This is a genomic window from Photobacterium sp. WH77 (assembly GCF_022014395.1).
GTDB classification, from domain to species: domain Bacteria; phylum Pseudomonadota; class Gammaproteobacteria; order Enterobacterales; family Vibrionaceae; genus Photobacterium; species Photobacterium arenosum.
This window is the reverse complement of the sequence record NZ_JAKLTE010000001.1, coordinates 344,386-368,495: the sequence shown is the minus strand read 5'-3', so window position 1 is coordinate 368,495 and position 24,110 is coordinate 344,386. Positions and strand designations below refer to the sequence as shown.

Sequence of the window (24,110 nt, the reverse complement as noted above, 5' to 3'; positions counted from 1 at the left end):
GCGCCTGCTCAGGCGTTAAGAATGGCCCCGCCGTCCACCACGATATCCTGCATGGTGACATGGCTGGCCAGATCGGAGGCCAGGAACACCACAACCTGAGCGATTTCCTGTGGCTGAGCGATTTTGCCAAGCGGGATCCCCAGCTTGAACTGCTCGGGGAAACCGGCAATGGTGCGCTGCTCGGCATCCTCGCTGTGCCACAGTGAGCGCTGCATCGGGGTATCGGTCGAACCCGGCGATACCAGGTTGCAGCGCACACCAAACGGCGCCAGCTCCAGAGCAGCGCAATTGGCCAGACTGCTCAGTGCCGCCTTGGAGGCACAATAAGCGGTCATGTGCTGACGCGGAATGTGCGCGGCATTAGAGCTGACAGTCACCACAGCGCCGTGACGCTGCTGCTTAAACACAGGGATCACCTGCTGCAGCAGGTAAAACACACCGGAAGCGTTGACGTTGAGGCAGGTGTGCCAGTCATCCACTGACAGCTCCTCGGTCTGTCCCATCCGCAAAATCCCGGCGACATTCGCCAGCACATCAATCACAGGGAAGGCCGCCAGAATCCTCTGCGCCACTTCTCTGACTGCATCCGGGTTGCTGATATCCACCTCATAGGTGGCAAACGGGTGTTCAGTGCCCGCTTCACGTGCAGCGCTGAAATCTATATCCAGGCCGATCACCTGAGCGCCCAGCTGGTGGAAGCTCATGGCGACCGCGTGCCCGATGCCGCGAGCGGCACCGGTCACCCAGACCACTTTGTTCTCGAACTGACCGCTGAAGGTCATTGCTGTTTGCTGCTGCGCTGCCATCACCACACCATCTCCACTTCGTCTTCGCTTTGTTGCTGCATCTCATCGAGATAGCGGCAGAAATCACTCAGCACCGGGCGGTCAAACACATCGGACACCTTGATGCTGACGTCAAACTCCGCGCCCAGGCGGTTCACAATCTGAATGGTCTGCAAAGACTGGCCGCCCAGCTCAAAGAAATTATCCTGCGACTGAATCGCGCTAACCCCGAGGATCTGCTGCCAGACAGAGCCGACCCGGCTTTCGGTTTCGCTGGCCAGCACCTGCTCGGCGCTGTCATTCTGATAGCCAGCCACCAGAGCTTTGCGATCGACCTTGTTGCTGCCGGTTTTCGGCAGGCTGGCAAAAAAGCGGAAATCGGTCGGGATCATGGCCGGAGGCAGGTTTTCCTGCAGGGCTTTTTTGATGCTCAGGGCATCAAGACTCTCGTGCTGTTCACCAGCGACAAAGGCCACCAGACGGCGGATACCGTTGTCGAACACCATGCCCTGTACGCAGGCTTCGTCCACCCCGTCCAGAGCCAGCAGATGGGATTCCACTTCGCCCGGCTGAATGCGGTAACCACTGATTTTGAACTCGTTATCGATCCGTCCCAGATAAATCAGCTGACCATCTGTCAGAGTGACCCGATCGCCGGTGCGATAAGCCCGGCGCTGTTCATCACCCACCTGCAGGCTGGTAAAGGCCGGATGGGGCTGTCCCAGATAGCCGTCCGCCAGGGTGTCGCCCAGAATAACCAGCTCACCTGTGCTCGCCGGACGAGACTGCGCATCAAGCACCAGCACCCCGACACCGGGCAGCGGCAGGCCAATAGGTAACTGGCTGTGCTCACCGTGAAAATTCTGCAGCTCGCTGCAGGTGGCCACCACTGTGGTTTCCGTCGGGCCATAGGTGTTAAACAGACGCACGTCGTTCGCGATACCTGCCTGCTCAACCACTTTCTGCCACTGGGCCAGCGGTTCGGGGTACACGGCTTCACCGCCGATAATCACGCCTTTGAGCGTGTTCGGCAGGGTAGCTGTGCCCGCCTGCAGGCTGACTACCCATTCGTTCCAGAACGCGGTCGGCAGATCCAGCAGGCTGATCCCGGCGGCGGTGATTGAATCAGAGAAGGTGGCCATGGATTCGAGCATGGCGTCGGTTCGCAGTACCAGCGTGGCGCCCTGACTCAGAGTCACGAAGATTTCTTCAATGCTGGCATCGAAGTTGAACGGCGCAAACTGCAACACCCGATCGCTCGCATTGATGTCATATCGGGTGGCAGCGGCGGCCACGAAGTGATTCATCGCATAATGGCTGATGGCCACGCCTTTTGGCTGTCCGGTCGAGCCGGAGGTAAACATGATGTAGGCCAGATCGGTGTCTGCCGTTTCAGGCAAAGCCACAGGCGCGGCATACAGATGACCGGCCAGTTGAATCGTCACCGGCAGCACCGACAGACGGTGCTGGTGCTGGGCTTCAGTGATCAGCATGCGAATCCCGGCCTGGCTGACGATGCTGCTCTGACGCTCAATCGGCTGTTCAGGATCCAGCGGCACGTAGACCGCGCCGCTCAGCATCACCCCCAGTACAGTGGTGATACACGGCAGAGAGCGGCTCAACGCCACCCCGACTTTTTCGCCCGGCTGAACACCCTGTGTCAGTAAGGCGCTGGCGGCGGCATCGGCTCTCTCCATCAGACTCTGATAGGTCAGCGACATACCGTCCTGCTCAAGCGCGATAGTATCCGGGTGCTGAGCGGCATGGCGACGGATCGCGGCCAGCACTGAAGTCACCTCAGTCTGCCCGTGTTTTTCACCTTGAATCATGGCATCCAGTCGCGCCTTGGCATGCAAGCCACCCAGCAGAGTGTCTGTGCTCTGGCCCGGAGCCGCTAACCAGTTCGCCAGCAGGCTCAGCAGCTCCTGTTGCAGATTTGCCAGCTCATCTTGCTCGTACACCGCCGGGTTGGCATCAAAGTCCACCACCGGCAGCCCTTCCGATTTACTGTGCAGCTCGATAGTCAGATCTTCCACCGGTCCGGCACTGAGATTCAGGGTATCGGCTGCCAGGTTACCGTACTGCAACGGATGATCGAACGGCATGATATTGATCAGCGCGCCATACAGACGCTGACTGCCGCCGACCCGGTTCAGATCACGGCGCAGATCTTCATAGCGGTAGTGCTGGAAACGGCGCATTTTCTTTTTGTGCGCCGCCACTTTGCGCGCCACACTCAGCAGATCGTCGCCACCGCAGACCTCGACCACCAGCGGCACTATGTTCATCTGCATGCTGGGTACGGTCAGCGATTTAGAGCCCAGACGGTTCATCACCATCATCCCCAGTACCACCTGCTCGGTGTCGCTGTAGTGACGCAGATGCGCACAAAGCGCGGCGAGGAAAACATCAACCCAGGTCAGCTGGTGCTGATCAGCCAGGCTTTGGCACTGCTGCCAGAGGCTGTCGCTGAAGGTGCTGCTCTGACGGCGAAAGCGGGCCGCAATCGGCGCCACATCGCGGCTGTACGATGAAGGCGCGGTATTACCGGCCAGGGTATCGAGCCAGAACTGGCGGGCTTTACCATAGGCGCCGGAGTCACGCCGTTGCTGATCTTCATCCAGCACCGCCTGAAACGATCCGAACGGCGACGGCGTAACCTGTACACCCTGTACCAGCAGGGAATAAATCTCAGCGATCCGCTGGAAGACCAGGGTGGTGCCAAAACCATCCAGCGCGATATGGTGGACGCAGTTATAGAGATAATCCTGCTGCCCGCCGCGAAGCAGGGCAAAGCGGCCGGGCAACTGCTGCTCAAGATCGAACGCCAGCGTCATATCCTGCTCGGCCCAGCGGCGCACGGCCGCGAGCTCGGCGTCCTGTCCGCCGGACAAGGCAAGATCCACCACCTCAAACGCCACAGGTTCAGCGGCAGCAACCCGGTAAGGCTGCTCATTCTCGCTGCGGTAGTAACAGGACAGGCACTCGCTTTCCGCCACCGCCTGGCGTACAGCCATCTCCAGTTTTCCGGCATCCACTTTGCCGTCAAACACAATACATTCGGCGGTGTTAAACAACGCCTTGTCTTCATTGAGGGTGTGCCCCAGCCACAGCCCGTGCTGAGCGGTATTGAGTGCTGTCATCCCTGCACCTCCTTGTTCACATTGTCCAGTGCTTGTTCCAGTAAGCCCCACCAGTGATTAAAGGTCGGGGTTTCCGCCAGCTGGACAAAGTTCATTACCACCCCGTGCTTACGCCATTCGGTGATCAATGACATGATCTGCACCGAATCCAGGCCGTAGTCGATCAGGTTCTCTTCCGGATCAAACTCGTCTTCCTCTTCTTCCACCAGTCTGGCAATGCGTGCCAGCAGGCCGCTGCGGGTCAGCACTTCCGGCAACTCGCTGTGCTGTGAGCTAGCCTGCTGAGCAGTACCAATCAGCGCAGCGGTCGATACCACCATGCCAGCGCGTCCGGTAACATACTTGAGCGCCATTTCATGCTCTTCGAGCGAGAAATCGGCAATTGCATCGCCGATCATGAAAGGCTTGATGTCGCGCATAAAAGCGTCCACCGCCGTCATCAGGCAGCCAATGTGGCCGTAAATGCCGCCGATCAGCAGCTGATCACGGCCCAGCTCTTTGAGCATGTGCTCCAGCGGCGAGCGCTGAAACGCCGAGTAACGCCATTTGTCGAGCACGGTATCGCCCGCTTCCGGCGCCAGCGCCGCAACCACTTGTTGCAGCTCAGGCGATTTGTTCAGACCCGGCCCCCACATGTCGTTCAGCAAGGCCCGGTCTGCCATGTTCTGCTCTTTAGGCTGGGCGGTGTAGATCACCGGAATACCGTTGGCTTTACAGAAGGCTTTCAGGGCCACCAGATTGCTGAGCAGGGTCTGCATCAGGGCGCTGTCACGCTCATAGAAACTGACGAAGTACTCCTGCATGTCGTGGATCAGAAACGCCGCTTTTTGCGGCTCAAAGGCCCACGACACTTTGTTAGCAGGAAAGGCCTCGGCAGCAGGCATGGTATAAGTCGGTAATGCTGGAATAGTCATGATAAAACGTCCTTTTCTGGCTGAGGCTGTGACTGGGCTTGTACCTGGTTGGCAATCAACTGACGCAGGGCTTTTTTGTCAATTTTGCCGACGTGCGTCATGGGTAAGGCGTCGAGTTTCTCGATCCGATCCGGCAGCTTGTAGTCGGCGATGCCGCACGTCCGCAGGTGCTTTCGGATACTGAGGGTTTTCAGCTTGGGATTTGTGGTGACAATGAAGGCGCAGCTTTTCTCACCCATCACCTCATCGGGCATGGCAACCAGTGCCGCCTGAGTGATTTCCGGCAGAGCCAGCAGCTGGTTTTCGATCTCTTCCGCCGCCACTTTTTCGCCGCCGCGGTTGATCTGATCTTTGTCACGGCCGACCACCATCAGGTAGCCGTCTTCTGTCATCACCACCACATCGCCGGAGCGGTAAAAACCGTCCTGATCAAACGCGACGCGATTGTGCTCCGGGCTGTTGTAATAGCCACGGAAGGTATAAGGGCCGCGGGTCAGCAGGGCGCCGGGGGTGCCGCGCGGCACATCCTGGCCGTCTTCATCCACGATCCGCACTTCGTCATCGTCGCTGATCGGGCGTCCCTGAGTGTTCAGCACATGCCACTCGCTGTCGTCAAAGCGGGTGTAGTTGACCAGACCTTCGGCCATGCCGAACACCTGCTGCAAACGGCAGCCCAGTTCAGGCTCAATACGACGGGCAAGACTTTCACCAAGCCGGGCGCCGCCGACCTGCAGCCATTGCAGGCTGTCCAGCGCCGAGCGATCATCCGCGGCCGCCTGCAACCACAGTGTGACAGCCGGTGGCACCAGAGAGGTCATGGTGACCTGATGGCGCTTGATCAGCGGGAAACAGGTCATCGGGCTGGGCTCTGCTGCCAGCACCACAGCACCACCGGCGTAAAACACGCCCAGCGCGCCCGGTGAGCTCAGGGTAAAGTTGTGCGGCGCCGGTAAGGCGCACAGGAAAACTGTGTCAGTATCCAGCTGACAGATGTCTGCACTGGCACGCACACTGTAGTAATAGTCGTTATGGGTACGGGGGATCAGTTTCGGGGTACCTGTACTGCCGCCGGACAGCTGGAAAAAGGCCACCTCAGAGGCCGACAAATCTGGCCAGCTCAGGGTCTCATCGGCCTGAGCATTAAGAGCGCAGCTCTGCGACTGTGTGCCTGCTGCTATAGCCGCGGCTAACGAGTCGCCGAAACCGGCATCGCCATCGACCAGCCAGTGCTTCAGGGTAGGCACCTGCTGGCTCAGCGCCTGGGCAAACTCACCATCCGCAAATAAACTGTGGCGGGACGAGACGATCGCCAGCGTCGGCCGGATCTGTTCCGCATAGGCTGTCAGCTCATGCCGGTTATGGCTGAACAAGGCATTCACCGGCACCACGCCCAGTTTCATCAGGGCAAAGAAAACAATATAGAACTCCGCCACATTGGGCAGATGCACCAGTGCGGTCTCACCGGGTTTCACCCCCAGCCGCAGCAGTGATGCCGCCAGCCGCTCGGCATCCTGTTCAAGCTGGCGGTAAGTCCAGCTGCGTTCACCGCACATCAGCGCCCGGTGTTCGGCACGCTCATCCAGGTGGCGCGTCAGGATGTCGGTCATGGGCACATCGGTCCAATAGCCTTTCCGGCGGTACTGCTCGGCAAGCGCTGGCGGCCAGGGCGTAAAGGCAATGCTCATGCTACCCCCTGCTCGCCCAGTCCGAAGGCGTTGAGCATAGTGCCCAGTTTGGCTTCGGTTTCCGCCCATTCAGCCTGCGGGCAGGATGCGTCGACGATACCGGCCCCGGCAAACAAGCGAACGGATTTTTCGCGCACTTTACCGCAGCGGATAGTGACCGCCCATTCGCCATTGCCCTGGGAATCGCACCAGCCGACCATGCCGGTAAACATGCCGCGCTCGTAGCCTTCCAGCTCTTTGATCGCATCGCGCGACAGGTTGAACGGAAAGCCGCAGACCGCAGGGGTTGGGTGCAGCAGGCACGCCAATTGCAACACGTTATAAGGCAAGTCATCTGAATGCGCAGTTGCGTTATCCGGCGTGTTGAGCTGACCTTCAATCCGGGTCGACAGATGCCACATGGTCGGGGTGTTGATCAAAGACGGACCGGCAGGCACATCCAGCTCACGGCAGTAAGGCCTGAGTTGCTGGGCAATTTCATCGATCACCAGACGGTGTTCATACCTGTCTTTGACCGACTGCAGCAATGCTTCACTGACTTGCTGATCGGCGTCCGCACTGGCCTGGCGCTTCGCCGAGCCCGCCAGCGGATTGGACAGAATATGCAGCCCTTCCTGACGGATCAGCAGCTCAGGGCTGGCGCCCAGTAACACCGACTGATCCTGTTGCGGAATGGCGAAATGGAAGCCAGTCGGGTTTTGTTTGATCAGACGGGCCAGAATATCATCGGCTGATACGTCATCGCTCAGCTCAATATTAAGCACCCGTGACAACACGGCTTTTTCCAGCTGGGTGCGCTGAAATTTTTCCACCGCCTGCGCGACAGCCTGCTTGAACACAGATTCTTCCGGTTCACTGCGCTTTGCCAGCACCTGTAAGGGTTTGCTGGCTGACATTCCGCTGTGCTCGCCAAAGGTGTCCGGCTGATGCTCGGTCACTTCGACAGATTCGGGGATATACAGGCAGGATGGCTCAGAAACATCAAACGGAATCGAACCGATTAAAATGGGGTTTTCAATACCTTTGGCTTTTTCTTCGGCGAATTTCTGTTGAATAACCTGCTGGAATTCACTCTGGCTGTGCTCACCGTGAATGGCTGGTGTGGTGATAATTTGGCTAATCCCTTTACCTCTGACTGTTCGGTAAACAGACGAGAAGAAAAGATCACTATTCGGTGAGAATACCGGATTCAGTATTGGATTCTCACTTTGAGTATGTTGCATGTCACAACTCCCTTTTTACGCAAGAATGTGTGCAGCTTATGACGCATCGTAAACTGGCTGATTGAGTGTTAATTCGTTAGGGCTTTAATTGTTAGAAAGTGACATCACATTGCTTTTGCAGGGAAAAAAGAGCCAATGTTCATTGGCTCTTTGGGTGTCAGGTGGTCCTGACTGATGTTGTTATCAGAAGTCGTATGACACGCCGGCATAGACGCTGCGGGCTTTCAGGATGTAATCAAGCTGAGTCGCGGCTTCGTCACGCTCTTCGTTGGTCAGATTAGTGACACCCAGTTTCAGGTTCAGATTCTCAATGGCTTCGTAACGGGCACCCAGATCCATGGTGCCGTATGCCGACAGTTTCTGACCTGAACGCACATACTGAGAACCTGTGTACTGATACGAAGTGTACGCGTACAGGTTTTCCAGTGCCTGCCAGTCAAGCTGGACATTGGCAGTATGGTTTGGCGACAGAATCAGATCTTTCTTGGTGTCTTTGTCTTCAGCACTGGTATACATGTAGTTCGCCGACAGGCTCACAGTGTCTGTAATGTCCACCCAGGCCATGGTTTCCACGCCTTTCACTTCAGCTTCTGCCACATTGAAGTAGCTCAGCTCGGTGCTGACGCGGTCCCAGTTTTCTGCCTGAATCATGTCGTCAATGTCGTTCTGGAACAATGTCAGACCGGCGCCCCAGCGAGCGGCTTCATAGCTGGTACCCAGCTCATAGCTCAGCGAGGTTTCGGCTTTCAGATCCGGGTTACCGACTACGCTACAAGCACCACGGCAGGCCAGTACTGAGTAAGAATCACTGTACTGGTTCAGGCTCGGTGCTTTGAAGGCTTTACCGACGCCCCCTTTCACGACCCAGCTGTCGCTGATTTTATAAACCGCATACGCACGCGGGCTGAACTCACCGCCGTACACTTCGTGATCGTCATAACGGCCGCTCAGGGTCAGGGCCAGATTACCCAGCGAGAACTCGTCCTGCAGGTAAACTGCCGCCTGACTGTAGTTCACCGAATCAGTGTTCAGGGTCAGGTTATTCTTCAGCTTGGTATCACGATATTCCGCGCCACCGGTCAGCAGGTGCTCACCCAGATAGCCGGACAGCTGCGCATCCACGGTATTATTGGTTTGATCAATATTACCGACCGCGCCGTTGAGCTCGGAATCGTCTCTCAGCTCGGACATATCCAGGTTGTAACGCAGGCGGGAATCAAAGTTGGCCCAGTAACCATAGTGAGTCAGCGCGATGTTATAGCGCTCCATCTCCTGCACGTTGTTGACCGCAGTTCCCCAATTGTTCCAGTCCGCATCACGATCATCTTTGCTGTAGATCAAATCCAGATCGATATCCTGCTGCTCATTCACCAGCCACTTCAGGTTCGAGTACAGGTTCAGCTCGTCGCGCTCTTCCAGTACATCGGTATCCGGGTTAACAGACTTATCCGTGCGCCAGGCATCACGATCGCTTTTTTCAACGATCAGGTTACCCAGCAGGGTTTCAGGGATCAGCGCACCACTGACATACGCATTGATCTTATTGGTGTCGCCGCCGGAGCCTTCGGTGATACCGTCAAACTGGTAACCGACAGAGCCCTGCGTGTCTTCCGTTGGTTTGCGCAGGATGACGTTAACCACGCCGCCCAGCGCATCGGCCCCGTAAAGGGATGACATCGGGCCACGGATCACTTCGATACGCTCAACCGCGGACATTGGGATACTGGACAGGTCAAAGTCGTTGCCGTAGGCGCTGAGCAGGCCATCACGTGAGTTAATGCGACGACCATTGATCAGCAGCAAGGTGTAGTCTGAAGACAGACCGCGGATTTTGATTTCATTCCGGCCGTATGAGGTGCCTGGATTGATGTTGATACCCGGCAGCTTTTTGATCGCTTCGCCGACATCATTGACCACCAGATTATCCAGTTCTTCACGCGTGATATAAGACACAGAAGCAGGAGCCGTTAATTCAGGGTGCTCCGTCTGACTCGCCGTCACCACCATCACTTCTTTGTTGGCCACTTCGGCCATCGCCGTAAATGAAGAGACCATACCGACAACACATAAAGCCCGGTTCAAACGAGTTAACTTGATCACACTATCTCCTTGTTGCTGAAACATTTCAACACTCCATTAATAACAATGGCGCAAATGATAATTATTGTTATTATCAACGTCAATAAAAGTTCAATCGAATTGATAACTTTTTTTATTCGCGTTCAAGTGCAACGGAAAGACTGAGACTGATTACTTATAAAAATGATGTTTTTATATGCACTTGAGGGGATATTGGCGGGGAGAATAAAAGAGATAAAAAAACTCCGGGATTAACCCGGAGCCTGTTGTGAAACCTGAGCCTGCTTGAGCGAAGGGATAAACCAGCAGACCAGCAATGGCACGGCAATCGCGCTGACTATAGTGGCCGTTGCCAGCGTATCCAGCCCCAGCAGTTGATGCGCCGGGCCGGATGTCAGGTATACCGAACCCATGATGCTGGCGGCACCGGCAGCCAGGTTCGAGACAGTCGACTGATAGGTCATGAAGGCCGCCCGATACTGCGGAGGAGGCACCCTTGAGGTGAATGCCGCCAGCACCGCACTGCGCGCCGAGCTGGATGCCATCAGAATCATAAAAATCAGATAGACCCATTTGTCCGAACTGTCGCTGACAAAGCCGTAGTACACCACAGCCGCCACAATAGCACTGAGACCAAACAAGGCCGTTTGACCTGATCCCTTATCCATCATCCTGCCACTGTATCGCATTGCAAGTATGCTCATGACCCCGCCCAGCAGGTACAGGCAACTGATTTCGTTACGCGGGAAACCGAGGTTGAACTGGAAATAAGCCGACAGATTCGGTACTAACAGGAAATGCCCGAACAGGCTGATCCCCATCATCGCCATCGCCAGCAGAAACGGTGTTGACCCAACCATCCCGGCCAGCCCTGCCGATAGTGCTGCCGGACTTCCGGCCATTTGTTGCTGTGGCACCAGCGACGGCATACAGATCCGTACCGCTACCGCCAGTATCAGTCCCATGCCACCAAAGAAGAAGAAAGTCATCTGCCAGTTCAGCCACTGCGCCAGCAACAAAGAAGCCGGGACAATAATGATCGCCGCCAGCGAAAAACCGCTGGCAACAAAGGCCATCGCCCTGCCCCGTTCAGCCACTTTGGTTACATCAAGAACGGATGCCATGATTAATCCACTGAGCGGGCCCGAGAAACAGCCAGCGGCAATAAACATCAGCAGCAGTTGTTCCGGCGTAGCTGCCAGACCGCACAACGCAATCAGGACAGAGCGAAGCAAAAGAAACAACGTCAGTGCAGCCCGCCTATCGAAGCGATCCAAAACAGGGGCAAGAAAAAATCCAATTATCGCGGAGCCGAATGTCGCACCACCGCTGATGTATCCAATATGCTCACCTTGTAAACCAATATCCCGGACTAAATCTGGCCCCATCGGCATCACCATCATCAGGGTTCCGACCGAGAGCATATTGATAAGCAGAGCAAGCCTTAACACTGACTTAGCATTCAGCGTGTTGCTGTCCATGACGGCACGACCCATTCACAAAAAAAAGCGATTGTAACTGCCGGCCGGAACAAACTCAATAATGATAATTATTATCAGTAAAATACTCGGAACGGGTAAACGTGAACACAGACTCTGACATCCTGGAGTAATGCACCTTTCCCTGTCGGCCGGAGGGCAAAGACGCAGCCAGCTCTGTGTTCAACTCAAAGTACAGCCACTGATCATCCATGCCCAGAAACGAGACATCCAGAAAGTCGAAATAGCGCTGAACTTGCGGATATAAGGCTTTAAAAATGCTCTCTTTAGCGGAAAACATCAGGGTCATCAACCAGATTGCATTTTGTTCATCTGTTTCCAGCCTGGCCAGCTCCTGCTCATTGACGACCATCCCCTGCATGCCAGGCACAATATCCGCGTTAACGGGTAACTCAATATCTAAACCAACACCGGCCTGCTCATGATGTTGAGGACAAATCACACAGGCTGCCAGCTGGTCATGGTGGCTGATGCTGCCAGTCAGCCCCTGTGGCCAGACAGGTGCACGGTTGTCGCCAACCGCTATCTCGACCGGTGCCATTCCCCGCTCTTTCAGCAGTTGCTGCGCCAGATAACGGCCGGCCAGAAATTCCGCCTGTCGCTTAGGCACTGCCCGGCTTATTGCGTCAGGCATCTTGACGCCAAACTGGTTGAACAGGGACGGCGAGTAATGGTGCAGATCAAACCCGGCCAGTAACACTTCAGTGCCACATCCGGGCAAAGTGACTGAGCGCAGCGGCTGAAAGAAAGCGGACGGAGTCATCATAAAGAGCAAAGCCATAGCAGAGAACAATGGCTGTCATTATTATGATTGCAGTATCGTCATACAATCCTTTGTTGGGTTTATGCATTCAGATCTTCGGTGCAACGCGCGAGACTCATCGCTCAGTCACCCGATTCCGCTTTTCTTTCCTCCCACGCTTTCAGTAACTTTTCCAGCCCTTTAATACTCACATCACGTTGTGGGAATGGGATACTGACGCCCTGCTCGTTAAGCGTTTGATAAATATCGAACAGAAGTTCGGATTTGATAATCATGTACTGTTTGATATCGCGGACAAAGCAACGAAGCTCGAACAGCAAAGCGCTATCGGCCATCTCGGTAAAGACAACGGTAGGTTCGGGATAGCTGAGGATCATGCCATGCTTTTTGGCCGCCTCCATCAACACTTGTTTGACGATATTGAGATCGCTGCCGTAGGCTACACCAACCGGGACTATCAATCGGCCATGGTCGGATCGCAGGGTCATATTTTTTACGATACCGGCGATCAGATCCGAGTTGGGCACCACCACATCCTGCAGATCAAAGGTTTCGATTCGCGTTGATCGAACGGCTATCTTACGAACAAAACCCGAATGACCGGAAACCTCAATCCAGTCTCCCTCTTTGATCGGCCGCTCGATCAGCAGAATAATACCGGAGACAAAATTCGACACTATGGTCTGTAGGCCAAAACCAATACCGACCGACAATGCGCCAGCCACCACTGCCAGGCTGGATAAATTCAGACCCGCCGCTGACACGGCAATAATGATAGCCAGGGTATAACCCACATAACCCAGTCCTGTCACAATCGCGGTTTGTGCACCGGGGTCGGTCTTGGTTTTCGGCAGCACAGAATGACGCATGACGTGCTGAATCCATCGCGTGAGCAGCACACCGACAAACACCACCACCAGAAACGTAATAATAACGTCCAGAGAAATACGGACATCCCCCAGCTCAACGCCATCGGACAACAGCCGCCAGATTTCTGCGATATCGGTAAGCCGGGCGCCCCATGTTAGTGCCAGCATTGGAGCAAACAGCATGAACATAATGACAATCAGCACTATGGGTAACAACCCCTCGCTGACACTCGCTTCTGTGTCTTGCTCATTGTCACCTCCCATGATCCGGTTAATGACATTCAGCAGGCCGTAGTAAATAACCATGGCAAAGGCAATCAGCGCAATGGACATCACCATAGGTATAATGGCCTGCCGCGCCAGACTGTCGTAGCCCACGCAGACAAAAACGACACTGAGAATACTGGAGGCCTTCATCAACCACACCAGCGCGTTAAGCACACCACGACTGACATGATTCGCCTGCTCGCTTTGCTCATCGGTCTCATCGGCTTTCCTGGCGGCCTTGCTTAAAACTTTCGCCAGTTGCCACATTAACCAGCTGCCGAATACGATAACAGGCAAGGTCAAAAATGCCGAACTGGCCGCTGAAAAGGCATGATCCGTTTTGACTGCCGTCAAGAGGATAATCAGACCGAGAAACACCCCGAGCAGTTGGCAGATCCGCATGCCACGCCGGGCTGAAGCGTCATCAAGATGGATAATTCGCTGTTCTGCTGCCTTGGGCCGGAATATCAGAAACCCCAGCCAATGGCTGACAACAATATACACAGCCGCACCCGCCAGTGCGCTGATCGTCGCTTTCACAGACGGCAAAGGCAACTTCAGCTGGCCGATTGCCACAACTAATAAGAGCGCGGTGAGCAAAGGAAAGAACAGCCTCAGTAATGTTGAGAACACATTGCAGATCAGAATCTGGCTTTTCTTGGTCAGGTTATGGCTAAACCTGTCCAGCCGGTTGATCACCCAAGGCTGTATCACCAGCATAGTCAGGAGAGCCAACGCCATGAACACCAGAAACGGGGTTATGGATGCACTCATATTACGGGCTTGTTGCGGATCTTGCCTGACGGCGTGGAACTGCTGTGCTAACACTCCGGCATACTGTTTCAGTTCGCTCAGCGCGTCTCCCCACCGCCCTGGCCATAACGGGGTCGGGCTTTTATTCAGCAATTTTTCAGACAGGTTCTGGCGGATCACCTTGTCGACTTCGCCTACCAGGAGGTTGGCCCGTTCATACGCTGCATCGGCAAGAAAAATCGGAGCACTGACTGTGGCCAGTTCATTTTCCAGCTCGGCACGACGGCTGGCAATGACCTCAGGTTCGCTTTCCCCTTCCTCCGGTTCCGGACCAAGGGATTTTATTTGCGCTTCCAGCCATCGTACATCCACCGATTTATCTTGTGATAACTGATAAGCTTCACCCCGCTGTTCAGCCAGAGTGGCGCGAATGCGCTCTAGTTTAGTGGTATCTGCAGTAGTTGCCTGCAGCAGCACCCGTGCTTCTGACGCAGTGCGATCCCAGCTGACATAAGGCTCTTTTTGGTGCAGCGCTTTCAATGCTGGTGCTTCTGCGCTTGTCGCACTGGCACTAAGCAGCCCCTGAAGCAGGATGACAAAGAGGCCGCTCAAGGCGGTTGCGATGAGTCGATGCCACTGGCCTGGCCATATTCGTTGCTGCATGCTTTAAATCCAGCACAGGAACACAGACTGAGCTTATGCAATAACAGTTGGTTACGTCGTCATAAGAGTAAGAAATCCGAATCGTTATCTGTGATCAACACCAGAGTGACAGTGACAGGTTTTCCGTTCACTCAGGTATTGAATACCTCGCATAAAAAATGCCGCACCAGGCGGCATTCAAGCATTTATAGGCTGGGTGGGGTCTATTCTAAATTGGTGGCACTGATCTTGTGGATTGCCAGATCTGCGCCGTTGAACTCATCTTCTTCGCTCAGGCGCAGGCCCGACAGCTTATCCACCAGACCGTAAACGATAAACGAACCAGCCAGTGCTATCGCGATGCCTATCACAGTGCCCAGCAATTGCACCACGAAACTAACGCCACCTAATCCGCCTAACGACTGCAGGCCAAAGATGCCGGCCGCAATGCCACCCCAGGCTCCGCACACGCCATGCAGCGGCCAGACGCCGAGCACATCATCAATTTTGGTGTGATTTTGCATGTAAGTAAAAAGCCAGACAAAGATCGCAGCAGCGACGATACCGGTAATCAGCGCCCCCAAAGGATGCATCAGATCCGAACCGGCGCACACAGCCACCAGACCGGCCAACGGGCCGTTATGAATGAAACCCGGGTCATTCTTACCCAGCACGACGGCGGCCAGAATTCCGCCCACCATCGCCATCAGAGAGTTAACGGCAACCAACCCGCTGACACCGTTAATCGACTGTGCCGACATCACGTTAAAGCCAAACCAGCCGACACTTAAGATCCACGCCCCCAGCGCCAGAAACGGAATGTTAGAAGGCGCGAAGTTAGTGTGTTTGCCTGCCCGGATACGCCCTTTACGCATCCCCAGCAGCATCACCGCCACCAGCGCAATCCAGCCACCGACCGCATGAACCACAACAGAGCCGGCAAAATCATGGAAAGCGGCGCCAAACTGGCCTTCAAACCACGCCTGCAGGCCAAAGTTACCGTTCCAGATCATACCTTCAAACAAGGGGTACACCAGGCCCACGATAAAAAAGGTAGAAATCAGCACAGGGTTGAAACGGGCCCGCTCCGCAATACCGCCGGAGACTATCGCCGGGATCGCCGCCGCAAAGGTCAGCAGGAAGAAGAATTTGACTAAGGCGAAGCCATTACCGGCCGACAAAGTTTCAGCATCAGCAAAAAAGGTGGCGCCATAGGCCAGCCAGTAGCCGATAAAGAAATAAGCGATGGTCGATACAGCAAAATCAGCTAATATCTTCACCAGCGCATTCACCTGGTTTTTCTGCCGTACTGTGCCCACTTCCAGAAATGCAAAACCGGCATGCATCAGAAACACCATGATGGCGCCCAGCAGCAGGAACAAAGTGTCCGCACTTTGTGTGAGAGCCTGCACGGCTCCCGTCACCTGTGTCATAGATTCAGTCATTGAACTCTTCCCTAAGTCACGCACAAAAAATGTGCAAAAATCAACCACAAGCCCCAAGTTAGGGCGAATCAATCATGAATAAGGGGCAAGCAATAACTGTTCCAATTCAATTCGTTAATTGCTAAATTCGTCAATAAAACTAAGTAACTGAAAATCAATAACAAAAAATTGTGTGCTTTGCTGCACTTCCTGTGTGCCAGGATTCTGCGCACCAATACAGTGCCATTCGATCCATAATGGTGCAATTTGTGCACCGTTTCCTGCCCGATACTGGTGAAACGGCACATAAAGATTAACAACAATGCGGCTCAGCGGTTAAGGAAAAACCTTTCCGGCAGCCCTTACTCTTTACAGACAGCTTGCTGATTGTTTGTCGCTGGGCGGGTGGGACTCATTGAATATTCCAAATTAGCATAATATGCAGTGTATTTATTGATGATTGACACATATTCACACTGAGAATGAAATCGATTTCACTTGTAAACTGAATCTGTACGCCTTTCTGTCATTCGGCAGATTTTTAAGAAATCCTGTTTAACCTTGGGTTGCATATCATAAAATATGCATAAAACCGCCATTACCCTGCTGTTTCCTTATTTCTTGGTCGGAACTGATATGTTACTTTTGTCAGCAGTTGGCGTGGTTTTTTCTTACTGGCTTATTTTACTGGAAAAAAATTGTCCCTTTTTTTACCCAACCGAGTGCAAATGTATATTCCTTTAACGAAATCCATCGCACTTTTCAGCTTGAGTAAAACCTTTAGACAAGGATATCAGTAAAATAATTTATGACTTTTGCGAATGCCTTTCGCATTCTTTTTTTACTGCGAGCGGGAAGCCATTCTTATGGAATATTTAGAGCGGATTAAGCGCCTGGCCAAGATTCAGGGGATTAGCCAGAAACAGCTGGGTGAAACTCTTGGCTTACAACAAGGCACCATGAGCCGTAAGCTGTCAGGCAAATACGGCATTGAAGTACGTGAGCTGGAAAGAATTGCTGAAACCCTGAACACCTCCATCAGCTATTTGCTGACCGGACAGATTGATTCAGGTACTCAGGCAACAACGGCCATCAGTCACGAAACGGGGCACAGCACGACATCGACTTACATTCCTATTATTCATCGCAAAGACTATCTGTCTTATCGCGATGGCGGCAAAGTCGACGTACTGAGCAAGCGGGCGATACCGCATCATTTGGATCGCGACGATTGCCTTGGCCTGCTGGTAGATAACGAAAACATCGCTCAGTGTGCGCCGCTGGGCAGCTATGCACTGGCCACACGCAAAGCACCTTATCGTCCTAAACAGCCGGTATTTGCGTCGGTGCGGGGCAGCGAGCCCGATTTCTACCACATGACACAACTGGCAGATGGCGTGGTGTTTTCCACATCCCAGCCGGATTTTCCGAACCTGTTTGTCAACCACGACGAGTTCAAGATTCACGGCTACATTATCCAATCCGACTGGTCATTCGACCGCATCTGATTGCACCGCTGGTTATCCTGCCCCCTCCCCCTGATTTGCTCATGCTCTTGCAGATGCCCGTCAGGGGTGACAGCGCCCTTCCAATGCGTACAATAACGACGTGAAATGAAGGAGCCCATCATGCACACCACCAATCCAGCACCAGAGCGCCAGATTCGCATTATTGTCGCCTCGACAAACCCGGCCAAAATTAGAGCGGTAGAAAACGCCTTCCACCAAGCCTTTCCGGCGCAAGCCCTGCAGATTAGCGGTGTTGCCGTGGACAGCGGTGTAAGAGCACAACCTATGTGTGCCGAAGAAACCCTGACCGGCGCCCGAAACCGGGTAGTGCATGCCCGGGAACTGCAGCCTGGCGCGGATTATTACGTCAGTCTGGAAGCCGGGCTTGATGGCTGTGCCACGTTTGCCTGGATGGTGATAGATAACGGTAGTCAGCGGGGTGAATCTCGTTCAGCCTCTCTGCCTCTGCCGCCAAAAGCGCTGGCCCGTCTGCATGACGGAGAAGAGTTGGGGGATGTAATGGATGATATGTTTCAGCAGCAGAATGTGAAGCAACAAGGTGGCGCCATTGCTATGCTCACAGAGCACAAGCTCAGCCGCAGCAGTGTTTATCAGCAGGCTCTGATACTGGCCCTGATCCCTTTCATGAACCCGGGTCTGTACGATCCTTCTGCTTTTCAAGCGGGAGGCTAGCCGGGGACTGGGCACAAACGCCAAATATGTGCTCATTTCACGAACCCCACCCTAACCCTCCCCTTGCCAAGGGGAGGGAATATTCAGTGCTTCAGTAAGCTCAGTACGATCCCTCCCCCTTTTCAGGGGGAGATCAGGAGGGAGGTGACAAGGCACTTCAGCCTTTCGGCTGCTGTTTCAACAGAAATTCTGACAACCAGTCGCGGATCTCCGCATCGTGGTGTTTCAGTTCATTGGAGCCGCGTGTGATAGTCGCGACGCCAACGCCCAACAACTCACTGATTTTACGCTGGCTACGCTCACCATTCAGCAGTTCATGGAAGATATTCACCCTGGCGATCAGTGATTCACGCTCATCCGGGGTTAACAGCAGACGAAGGAGTAACTCATCTTTGCCTTCAGCAGAGGCCTGACGAAACAGAGAGACTATTTGCTGCCAGTCAGAAAAGTCCGGCGTATCGGCTTTGGTTGACATGGTTTTCCTCAAAAATTGCCTGCATTGACAATTAGTAACCCACACAGGCGTTTTAATTCTGTCTGGATTCTACCCTGAACCACAGCCTTCCACCAAACCTATAGCAGCAGTTTGTCTCAATACTTAGTGTTCAGTTCCTCAGTGGTCAGCAACTGGACCTGCTGATTGGTCAGCTTGTCGTAGTAGACTTCAAACATCAGCACATTCTGGACATAACCGCGCGTCTCACCGAAAGGAATGGTTTCCATAAAGGCAAAGGCATCCAGTTTACCATCACTGATTTTTTTCCAGCTGGTGACTCTGCCCGGGCCGGCGTTATACGCCGAGAAAGCAAAGATACGGTTGTTGTCGTAACGCTCCAGCATCATTTTCAGGTAACCACTGCCCAGCCGGATATTGACCTCTGGCTCAAAGAGACTACTGCTGCCCGCATATTTGTAGTTCAGCTTACCCGCAGTTTCTCTGGCTGTGGCGGGCATCAGTTGCATCAGCCCGCGAGCGCCTACCGGCGACATTGCCTGCGGATTCAACGCACTTTCCTGTCGTGCCAGCGCCATCATAGTGGTCACAGATAGATCACGCTGCTGGCCGAATGACTTAAACGTCTCGGCAAAAGCCAGCGGGAAACGTAACGACAGGTGCTCCCACATCCGGCCATATATGGTGGCCTGCACCGTCAGATGGTGCCAGTTTTGCTTACCTGCGTAGCCCGCCAGCGGCCAGATTGCTTTCGGATCGAGATCTTTCATCAGATACCACCACTCCAGGTTGGCATCAAACACCTTATCCTGCGCAATCATTTCTTCAATCCGCTTTAACGCTGGCAGATAAGGGGTCACATCCTGCTCTGCCTGACTCAGGGATTCCACAGGGAAATCAACACCTTCCCCCAGAATCGTAGCAGCTGCGGCACTGTAAAAGTTCCGCTCGCCGAGCAATGCCTGATATTTCGGCTTGGCAACCACAGGATCGGTTTTGGCCAGCAAATGCGCCTGCCAGAATTTCCACCGCAGCGTATTCTGTTCTTCGGCCGACAATTGCGGGATCCACGCCTGCGCTTCGGTCCAGTTGCCTTCACGAAGGGCAAGACGGATGCGCCGTCCAATCAATTCATCATCACTGCTTTTGCGCAGCATGGCATCACGCCAGCGGACAAGATCGGCCTCTTCGGCATCCATCAGCCGTGACGCCGTATAATCCGCCAGCGATTGTTTCTGCCCTGTATTGAGCTTTTGCCCGTTCGCAACCCGCTCTAACTGGCTCAGGGCTTCTTGGGTATCCACGCGCGCCAGGCGCTTATAGGCTGCTACTGCCAATTGCCGGTTATAGTCGGTCACTTTGCTTTTTTTCGCGAAGTCCGCCACACCCTGCGGTTTGGCAAACAGTGCGAGCAGCGTATCGCCGTCTTTTCTGGCGTTACCCGTCAGTTGTTTGTCGAGATATTTGAGCAACCCCTGATTGCCGGCTTCAAACACCAGCAGCATGCGATCCAGAATCAGCTGATTGGTACGTTTTCCGGCTTTTTCCCAGGCATCCAGCATGGGATCGCAATCATCGTCAAGAGACTGGCCGGTCAGCCAGAGTGACTGCGCGCCCTGCCAGGCTTCGTCCTTGCGGCCCACTTTGCTGAGTGCCAGATAATACTGACACTGATAACTTTCTCTGTATGGCGGCTCAGTCTGAAAGGTCACCAGATCCTGCCAGCGGTTGGCCTCCGCCAGCACATCCTGATAGGCATAACCCAGCTTGATGGTGAAAGGCAGATCCTGAAACTTTTTGATGAATGCACTCACTTCGGCAGGGGAGCGCTTATCCAGATTGTCCTGAAACTGGCGATAGTCGAGATAAGGGGTCAGCGGATAGTCATCAAGCCTGGTGCGATAACTCTGATAAGCCGACTGATCCTTGCGTTCCAGCGCATCCTTCGCGGCTTCATACCATTTTCTCTGCTCTTCAAGCGAGGCGGCCTGTGCCACGCTTCCTCCCAACAGCACCCATACCCCCAGGCCCAGCATCCAACGGCTACAACGGTGCATAACGGCTTCAGACTGCATATATACTCTTTCCAGCTCCAGCTTCACTCAGATTAAAATTCAGCACGTTTAATTAACACTGTTATCCTAGCGTTCCATACCCTCGTCAACGTCAGCCCCGGGTCAGGCTCAGGTCAATAACGAAAACCTGCTTACAGGGGCATGTATTCATCTTAACCGTCATTGTGAGACATTGCTGTTAAACTTAGGGCCAGAATGGTTAAAATACCCCTCTCTCCAATCATTAGAGATGACCTACGGAAATGGCTGAATACGTCTATACCATGTCGCGAGTGAGCAAAGTTGTGCCACCTAAGCGACAGATTCTGAAAGATATTTCATTAAGTTTCTTCCCTGGCGCCAAAATCGGTGTACTGGGCCTGAACGGTTCCGGTAAATCCACTCTGCTGCGTATCATGGCAGGTATCGATACCGATATCGAAGGGGAAGCCCGCCCGCAACCCGGCCTGAATGTCGGCTATCTGCCGCAGGAGCCGGTACTGGACGAAAGCAAGACAGTGCGTGAAGTGGTCGAAGAGGCCGTTTCCGACGTGAAAAACGCCCTGACCCGCCTGGATGCGGTATATGCCGCTTACGCCGAACCGGATGCGGATTTCGATGCCCTTGCCAAAGAGCAGGGTGAGCTGGAAGCGCTGATTCAGGCCAAAGACGGCCACAATCTGGACAATACGCTGGAGCGTGCTGCCGATGCGCTGCGCTTGCCGGAGTGGGATGCTCAGATCAAACTGCTGTCGGGTGGTGAACGCCGTCGTGTGGCTATCTGCCGCCTGCTGCTGGAACAGCCGGACATGCTGCTGCTCGACGAACCCACGAACCACCTGGATGCCGAGTCTGTTGGCTGGCTGGAGCGTTTCTTAGTTGATTACACAGGCACAGTGGTGGCGATCACGCACGACCGTTACTTCCTGGATAACGCCGCCGGCTGGATTCTGGAACTGGACCGTGGTGAAGGTATTCCATGGCAGGGCAACTATACGTCCTGGCTGGAGCAGAAAGACGCCCGTCTGAAGCAGGAAGCCTCTCAGGAGAAAGCGCGCCAGAAAACCATTGAGAAAGAGCTGGAGTGGGTACGCCAGAACCCTAAAGGTCGTCAGGCCAAATCCAAAGCACGTATGGCCCGTTTTGAAGAGCTGAATACCTCAGATCATCAGAAGCGTAACGAAACCAACGAACTCTTCATCCCGCCGGGTGATCGTTTGGGCGACAAGGTGATCGAAGTCAACGGCCTGACCAAATCTTTTGGTGACCGTGTTCTGATCGACAACCTGTCTTTCAGCATGCCTAAAGGTGCCATCGTGGGCATCATAGGTGCGAACGGTGCCGGTAAGTCGACCCTGTTCAAGATGCTGAGCGGCTCTGAGCAGCAGGACGCAGGGACTATCGAGCTGGGCGACACAGTTAAGTTGGCCTCTGTTGAGCAGTTCCGCGACAGCATGGATGATAACAATACTGTGTATCAGGAAATCTCTGAAGGCAACGATGTGATTCGCATCAACAACTTCGAGATTCAGTCGCGTGCTTACGTGTCCCGCTTTAACTTCAGGGGCAGCGACCAGCAAAAACGCATTGGCGAGCTGTCTGGTGGTGAACGTAACCGTGTCCACCTGGCGAAACTGCTGAAAGCCGGCGGCAACGTACTGCTGCTCGATGAGCCCACCAACGACCTGGACGTAGAAACACTGCGTGCACTGGAAGAAGCCCTGCTGGAATTTCCTGGCTGTGCCATGGTGATCTCGCACGACCGCTGGTTCCTGGACCGCATCGCGACCCACATTCTGGACTACCGCGATGAAGGGCAGGTGAATTTCTTCGAAGGTAACTATAGCGAATATACCGACTGGCTGAAGAAAACACTGGGCGCGCAGGCTGCAGAGCCGCACCGTATTAAATACAAGCGTATTGCCAAATAACCGTCTCCGGACAGATTTGCAATCACTGAACGCAGGCTGCCATTTGGGCAGCCTTTTTTATTGCATGATTACTTAATAAGCAAATCATTAAAGTCGCCTGTTTCAGCACAGGATGAATCACCACTCGACTCCTCAGCGGAGCCGCGGCACTGCAAACAGAGATCACGTCAACATAGAAAAAACAGAACCAAAAAGGCCAGCAGACCCTAAACTCGACAATATAGGCTCATACAGGTAATCACAGACTATGAACGAAAGACGCCAGTTTATCCGTATTGTTTATCAGGCCCCGGCGCTGGTGCGTCAGGCTCAGTCACACTGGCCTGCTGATGTTCGCGATATCTCGCTGCATGGTATTCTGCTCGGCCGGCCTGAACACTGGCAGCCGGATGACAACGCCCCGTTTGAAGTCGATGTCAGCCTGCATGACACAGATATTCACATGAGAATGGTCACTGAACTGGTCGCCCATGACAGCGACTATCTGCGGATGAAGATAGTGAATATTGATATCGACAGCATTTCTCACCTGCGCCGCCTGATTGAACTCAACGTCGGTGACGACGAGCTGCTTTATCGCGAATTTGAACTCCTTGCCGATCTTGCTGACTGAAACCCACAGCGTTTCACCTGTGCTGCCCGGCAGACCCACAAGAGAAGATTTCTCTATGCTGGTACATCACTGTGCTATTTACAGGGCAATACTTAGCATATGATACTGCCATAAACCGGTATAACTGCTCTCACGACAGCACCCTACTGATTCAGTTATTTCTCCGCTGAGTTCATTTCTTATCACGTTATTCACATAATCATTAATGTTCATATTGACAAAACACCTGAGTTGTATGGTAAGTATGCGGTTGCTTGTCAAACAAAGCAGAAAAATACCAATATCAAAACAGAATATAATTAAAAACACTTTCTGTTACTTTAGAATCAAAAAGTCACCAGGCCAGGCTAGTTAGTAACCATGATGAATTTAGATAAAGTGGACATGAAAATCATCGAGTTATTGAGAAATAACTCAAGAGAGAGCATCCAAAAAGTTGCAGAACAGGTCAATCTCTCACGCAGTGCCGTAGACAAAAGAATACAAACACTCATACAGGAGAACGTCATAACAGGCTTCACAATCAGTACTTGCTTTGATCAGCGCTTATCCCCTTCTGATGATATCCATTCTTACCTGTTGATCAAATCCGGAAGCGTAGACTGTAAACAGATTTTCAAACACCTCAAAAGTGCCGGTTATGATTTTCAATTCGAATCTATATACGGTGAGTTCGACTGCCTGATAAGGGTCAACAGCACCCGTCTTCCGTTACTGTATGAAATTAAAAAGTTCATCATAGATATAGGCGGTATTGAATCCATCCATATTCTTCCAGTGTTAGACATTAAACATGAATAAGGGGCTTAAC

At 53.6% G+C, this 24,110-nt stretch carries 17 protein-coding genes; 5 read left to right on the top strand and 12 right to left on the bottom strand.

The window, feature by feature from the left end:
* Nucleotides 1–8: 8 nt before the first annotated feature.
* The 10 genes from dhbA to L6J37_RS01555 form a co-directional block, all read right to left on the bottom strand.
* Nucleotides 9–806 (bottom strand): 2,3-dihydro-2,3-dihydroxybenzoate dehydrogenase, encoded by a 798-nt coding sequence (gene dhbA / locus L6J37_RS01600; protein WP_442956993.1) that lies wholly within the window; start codon nucleotides 804–806, stop codon nucleotides 9–11.
* A complete protein-coding gene (locus L6J37_RS01595) occupies nucleotides 806–3,928 on the bottom strand; it encodes an amino acid adenylation domain-containing protein (RefSeq protein ID WP_237793898.1) in 3,123 nt (1,040 codons plus the stop codon). Before L6J37_RS01595 ends, dhbA begins: the two co-directional genes overlap by 1 nt.
* Complete coding sequence (locus L6J37_RS01590; RefSeq protein WP_237793896.1) at nucleotides 3,925–4,842, bottom strand: isochorismatase; 918 nt, start codon at nucleotides 4,840–4,842, stop codon at nucleotides 3,925–3,927. The genes L6J37_RS01595 and L6J37_RS01590 overlap by 4 nt, the downstream gene beginning before the upstream one ends.
* Complete coding sequence (locus tag L6J37_RS01585) at nucleotides 4,839–6,527, bottom strand: (2,3-dihydroxybenzoyl)adenylate synthase (RefSeq protein ID WP_237793894.1); 1,689 nt, start codon at nucleotides 6,525–6,527, stop codon at nucleotides 4,839–4,841. The genes L6J37_RS01590 and L6J37_RS01585 overlap by 4 nt, the downstream gene beginning before the upstream one ends.
* On the bottom strand, nucleotides 6,524–7,750 hold the full coding sequence (locus tag L6J37_RS01580) for an isochorismate synthase (protein WP_237793893.1): 1,227 nt from the start codon (nucleotides 7,748–7,750) through the stop codon (nucleotides 6,524–6,526). Before L6J37_RS01580 ends, L6J37_RS01585 begins: the two co-directional genes overlap by 4 nt.
* A 183-nt stretch (nucleotides 7,751–7,933) precedes the next feature.
* Nucleotides 7,934–9,850 (bottom strand): TonB-dependent receptor domain-containing protein, encoded by a 1,917-nt coding sequence (locus tag L6J37_RS01575; protein ID WP_237793891.1) that lies wholly within the window; start codon nucleotides 9,848–9,850, stop codon nucleotides 7,934–7,936.
* A 230-nt stretch (nucleotides 9,851–10,080) separates the two neighbouring features.
* A complete protein-coding gene (locus L6J37_RS01570; protein WP_237793889.1) occupies nucleotides 10,081–11,310 on the bottom strand; it encodes an MFS transporter in 1,230 nt (409 codons plus the stop codon).
* A 55-nt stretch (nucleotides 11,311–11,365) separates the two neighbouring features.
* Nucleotides 11,366–12,094: a 4'-phosphopantetheinyl transferase family protein gene (locus L6J37_RS01565; RefSeq protein ID WP_218382699.1), complete on the bottom strand. Its 729-nt coding sequence runs from the start codon at nucleotides 12,092–12,094 to the stop codon at nucleotides 11,366–11,368.
* Between the two features lie 119 nt (nucleotides 12,095–12,213).
* On the bottom strand, nucleotides 12,214–14,643 hold the full coding sequence (locus L6J37_RS01560) for a DUF3772 domain-containing protein (protein WP_237793887.1): 2,430 nt from the start codon (nucleotides 14,641–14,643) through the stop codon (nucleotides 12,214–12,216).
* A gap of 203 nt (nucleotides 14,644–14,846) precedes the next feature.
* Nucleotides 14,847–16,067 (bottom strand): ammonium transporter, encoded by a 1,221-nt coding sequence (locus L6J37_RS01555; RefSeq protein WP_237793885.1) that lies wholly within the window; start codon nucleotides 16,065–16,067, stop codon nucleotides 14,847–14,849.
* Nucleotides 16,068–16,912: 845 nt separating this feature from the next.
* On the opposite strand from L6J37_RS01555, the gene L6J37_RS01550 reads away from it, so the two are divergent.
* A complete protein-coding gene (locus L6J37_RS01550) occupies nucleotides 16,913–17,554 on the top strand; it encodes a helix-turn-helix domain-containing protein (protein WP_192015646.1) in 642 nt (213 codons plus the stop codon).
* Nucleotides 17,555–17,674: 120 nt separating this feature from the next.
* The gene (gene yjjX / locus L6J37_RS01545; protein ID WP_218382693.1) at nucleotides 17,675–18,247 is read left to right on the top strand and encodes an inosine/xanthosine triphosphatase; all 573 of its coding nucleotides are present in this window, start codon (nucleotides 17,675–17,677) and stop codon (nucleotides 18,245–18,247) included.
* Between the two features lie 157 nt (nucleotides 18,248–18,404).
* Here yjjX and trpR read toward each other — a convergent pair whose 3' ends face one another.
* Together trpR and sltY are read right to left on the bottom strand one after the other, a co-directional pair.
* Nucleotides 18,405–18,722, bottom strand: coding sequence for a trp operon repressor (gene trpR / locus L6J37_RS01540; protein WP_192015644.1), 318 nt, complete (start codon nucleotides 18,720–18,722; stop codon nucleotides 18,405–18,407).
* A gap of 116 nt (nucleotides 18,723–18,838) precedes the next feature.
* Entirely contained in the window at nucleotides 18,839–20,776 is a 1,938-nt protein-coding gene (sltY, locus tag L6J37_RS01535) for a murein transglycosylase (RefSeq protein WP_237793883.1), read from the bottom strand.
* A 242-nt stretch (nucleotides 20,777–21,018) separates the two neighbouring features.
* On the opposite strand from sltY, the gene ettA reads away from it, so the two are divergent.
* The 3 genes from ettA to L6J37_RS01520 all read left to right on the top strand — a co-directional run bounded on the left by ettA (nucleotide 21,019) and on the right by L6J37_RS01520 (nucleotide 24,100).
* Nucleotides 21,019–22,686, top strand: coding sequence for an energy-dependent translational throttle protein EttA (gene ettA, locus L6J37_RS01530; protein WP_192015643.1), 1,668 nt, complete (start codon nucleotides 21,019–21,021; stop codon nucleotides 22,684–22,686).
* A 247-nt stretch (nucleotides 22,687–22,933) separates the two neighbouring features.
* Entirely contained in the window at nucleotides 22,934–23,299 is a 366-nt protein-coding gene (locus L6J37_RS01525) for a PilZ domain-containing protein (RefSeq protein WP_237793881.1), read from the top strand.
* A gap of 360 nt (nucleotides 23,300–23,659) precedes the next feature.
* Entirely contained in the window at nucleotides 23,660–24,100 is a 441-nt protein-coding gene (locus tag L6J37_RS01520) for an Lrp/AsnC family transcriptional regulator (protein WP_192015641.1), read from the top strand.
* Nucleotides 24,101–24,110: the final 10 nt, after the last annotated feature.